The organism is Microcystis sp. M090S1 (assembly GCF_020246295.1).
GTDB classification, from domain to species: domain Bacteria; phylum Cyanobacteriota; class Cyanobacteriia; order Cyanobacteriales; family Microcystaceae; genus Microcystis; species Microcystis aeruginosa.
The window spans coordinates 1-3713 of sequence record NZ_JADBTF010000087.1; the positions used below are offsets into that span (position 1 = coordinate 1).

A 3713-nucleotide genomic window follows, 5' to 3' on the forward strand; every position below is an offset into this window, starting at 1 on the left:
TCTACGGAATCGCTCTACTCCAGATACAGTCAACGGTACAGCCATTTTCAAGCGAAAAATGTACCCAGTAGCCTCTTTTCAATTTTTTCTGAGAAGCTCCATGCAGTAAGGGTTTTGTTGATTTTTTAGTATTTCTGTATGGGGGAAGTCCATAAATACATAAACCAGAGGGCATTTTTTGAGTATTTAGCGTTAGCTGAGCAATAGAGGTAAAGATAATATCGTCATCTCATTTTTTCACTTCCATAACCAGATTGGTATCTATTTGGTAATTATAAATAACGCAGAAATCTCGTTTCATCTTTAGCACGAATAATTAAGTATCTCCTAACAATTTAAAAATTTTGGATTTCAACTTAAATAACAAACTTATCTGGGGTCTATAAATATTTTCCCAAGTGAACCTGTCCGCCTCAAAATGACGAGTGATGAAGGGTGGATGTTGTAGAGGGAAGGACATTTCCCTCACTGGGTTATTGACAACAGATTGAATGGCTCTGCTGGTGTGGGTAGCATCCGCACCAAATCCAATATTACTAACTAAATTTACATTAGGAAGGATAGTTAGACCATTCTGAATCCAACAGGCAAATGTCCATCCATAATCCCAACTATCGACTTTATTATCATAAGCAGTTTGAAAAATCTTCGTCCAGTATTTCACCGCCTGAGTTTCTCCTAAAATAGACTCAAGCCAGCTACCATCACTAATTTCTTGCCATAGCTTCATTTTAAGATCATAATATTGCCAGGCTCGCCTCCAACTTGCCCAACCCCAAATATGATTATAGCGAGAAAAATAGTAACTGTACTCCGTGCGCTTTCTCCCAAACTGAAAATTATCTCCCGATATCACCATAATTCTCTGGTCATGCCTGTAGTATTCTAACAGTTCCTCACAAAATTGAAAAAAACTAGGGTGCGGTAGGCAATCATCTTCAAGAATAATTGCTTCTTCAACTGTATCAAAAACCCAGTTTAATCCACTGGAAACCCGACTCTTACAACCTAAATTTACATCCGAATAATTCGTTAATACCTCACAATCCCAATCAACTCCATCAATAATAGCACGAGCCGCCTTACACTTTTCAATATCATCGGCTCTATCTGGACGGAGACCATCGGCAACCACTAATAACTTAGGTGGTTTAGCCTGACGGATAGCTTCAAATACCCTCGCCGTCGTATCAGGTCGATTAAAAATCAGGAAGGCGATAGGAGTGGTTAGTTGGAAGTCAGCCATAAACGAATTTGCTGTTAACTCGTGGTATCCTAACCCACCCTGACCAAATTGTCAACCCATTTCAGGATTTTCAGAGCCATTAATTTTATTTTCACTATCTCCACTGTTAAAATCCGAAGCTTTCAAGACAGTTAATCCAACTAAGTCTCGGTCTCTATAATGATAGATAATATTGTCTTCTAGCAAACTATCATTGGCTCTTTGAGGCTTACGAAAGCTAATATATAAAACATCTGCTTCTTCATCATAATCTATCCAGATTCTTGAAGAAGGTGCGGTTAGCAAATAAGGAATTGATTTTAAGAGATTGACTTCTGCCATAGGATGCCTCGCTTGATAATTTCTTCGCAGGAGGATGTCAAAAAAGCAGTTATGACAAATCCATCGTTCTTTAGTTCTTTATAGATGACGACCGCGTCTTTTCTTGAGATAACAGTTTTCGGATAATGTTTTAGTGCTATTAGCTCATCAGTCCATCCCTTAACAATCAAATCAGGTTCAGCAATAGTTTCTAGTACCATATCAATACATCCCGCCATGTAATCATGATTCTCTGTAATGTGTGACCATTGCTTATAAGTTAAACGAATTGGCAAACCATTTCGAGAAATTACAACTTCGATAAGGTTTTGGGATGTCATATTACTATCGCTTAGTAATAAGGGAAGCTCAAAGTTACTTTCTAGAGGACAAAATAGATCATCCAAGAGAAAAGCAGTCTGTTTGAGTTCATAAACGAAATTTACTTTTAGCTTTGGCTACTTTAACCCATCCTGACCAAATTGTCAACCCAGAGCTGCATAGCCGCTGCTTCGACCGTCAGAGTGACTGAGTAAGATACTTTCATGGCTTAGAAAATCCATTCATTATTTTCTCAATTTAACTGCCCGAATTGTTCCTGGTAACGAGCCAACAAAGCTTCTAGTTCTAGAACTCGCTGCCGTTCTCTTTCTGCGCGTTGAGCTTCCTGCTCGGCGCGTTGAGCTTCCTGCTCGGCGCGTTGAGCTTCCTGCTCGGCGCGTTGAGCTTCCTGCTCGGCGCGTTGAGCTTCCTGCTCGGCGCGTTGAGCTTCCTGCTCGGCGCGTTGGGTTTCCTGTTCGGTAGGAGTCAGTATCCAATTGCCGTCTCGTCCGTACCAGCGCAGCCACAACCGCTCAATGCCTTGACAATTTCCTGCCCAAAGTCCCAATCCCAATTGTACTTCCTCTAGCCACAACTGCTGGTTTTCTAGTCTTAAAGGCTGATATTTTCCTGATTTTAAGGTAAATGCCTGCAATTGGTTGCTGTAGCGATCGAACACCACGTAGTAGGGAATGCCTAAAATTCGTTCGTAAACTTCCCACTTGGTAGGAGGTTGGTTGATTCCCCGCACGGTACGCCCTAAATCTTCTGCTTCCGTTCCAGGAGAGAGTAATTCGATGGCGATGAAGGGAACAATTTCTTCCTGCCAAATCACATAACTCAGGCGCAATTCCTCTCCTTGGTACAGGCGCGAGACTCCCAAAGCGGCAAACCAGTCCGGCCGCTTGTACCATTGGGGATGGTAAGGGTCGTAGTAGAGATTTAGATCGCTGGCGATAAATATTTGTTCGGCAGGATAGTTAGAAGGTCGAAAGGTCAGGCGCAATAATTCGGGTTGGAAGAGATGAAATTCGTCAGGCAAGCCAGGTTCCTCCGGGTTTTCGCTGGGGAGGTCGTACATGGTTGGTAACATTTCTTTGGGTGGAAGGGACGGCGTTCTCTGGTACATGGGGGGAATGTTGCTAGTTTGGTGTTTAGTTTAGCAAGATAATATGGCATTCATGTCAATTTTAGACCCCTGAACGCCGCAAGCCTTGATGCACAATAAATCGGAACAGTCGTCAATTCCTCGTTCTCCATTGGTGAAAATGCCGATTCAAAAATGAAGTACACCACCAGGGGAGTCTTACCAAAATCCGCTCAGAGGAAGTTAGAGACTTTCGGGATTAATCCCCAATTCCCTAAGTTTAGCCGCCAATCGCTCGGCTTTTTCTTCGGCTTCCTCAGCTTTCTGTTGTGCTTCCTCAGCTTTCTGTTGTGCTTCCTCAGCTTTCTGTTGTGCTTCCTCAGCTTTCTGTTGTGCTTCTTCAGCTTTCTGTTGTGCTTCCTCAGCTTTCTGTTGTGCTTCCTCAGCTTTCTGTTGTGCTTCCTCAGCCGACTCTCGCTCGGTTGGTAACAATATTCCATCTAAAGTTGCCCAGCGAATCCAGACGGTTGTTACCCCTCTATATTCTCCCTGCCAACGAACTAAAGCTAATCCCAAACGACCACTGATTAGCCATCCTTTCTCGTTGGGTTGCCGTGGTTCAGCAATTCTCATTTTGAAAACAAAAGAAGATAAAGTTCTCTATGTGAACAAGAGAACTTCTGTCTAATTATCATTTTTTTTCAAGATAATCATCATAATTAGCTTCAAGAGACAGTTTTAAAATATCTGCCCATAAAA

4 protein-coding genes and 1 pseudogene are annotated in these 3713 nt (G+C 42.2%); all 5 read right to left on the bottom strand.

The genetic code is table 11. The annotated features are described in order from the left end of the window. Nucleotides 1–316: 316 nt before the first annotated feature. Nucleotides 317–1246 (bottom strand): glycosyltransferase family 2 protein, encoded by a 930-nt coding sequence (locus IM477_RS03845; RefSeq protein WP_287730597.1) that lies wholly within the window; start codon nt 1244–1246, stop codon nt 317–319. 51 nt (nt 1247–1297) lie between these two features. Further along, nucleotides 1298–1567 carry a DUF2283 domain-containing protein gene (locus tag IM477_RS03850; RefSeq protein WP_002803000.1) on the bottom strand — a complete coding sequence of 90 codons (270 nt, stop codon included), beginning with the start codon at nt 1565–1567 and terminating at the stop codon, nt 1298–1300. Continuing rightward, nucleotides 1546–1887, bottom strand: coding sequence for a hypothetical protein (locus IM477_RS03855; RefSeq protein ID WP_287730598.1), 342 nt, complete (start codon nt 1885–1887; stop codon nt 1546–1548). Before IM477_RS03855 ends, IM477_RS03850 begins: the two co-directional genes overlap by 22 nt. Before the next feature lie 233 nt (nt 1888–2120). Continuing rightward, on the bottom strand, nt 2121–2996 hold the full coding sequence (locus IM477_RS03860) for a Uma2 family endonuclease (protein ID WP_287730599.1): 876 nt from the start codon (nt 2994–2996) through the stop codon (nt 2121–2123). Nucleotides 2997–3197: 201 nt separating this feature from the next. Beyond that, a pseudogene (locus IM477_RS03865) lies at nt 3198–3578 on the bottom strand (alanine-zipper protein); the annotation flags it as partial. Between the last annotated feature and the right edge of the window lie 135 nt (nt 3579–3713).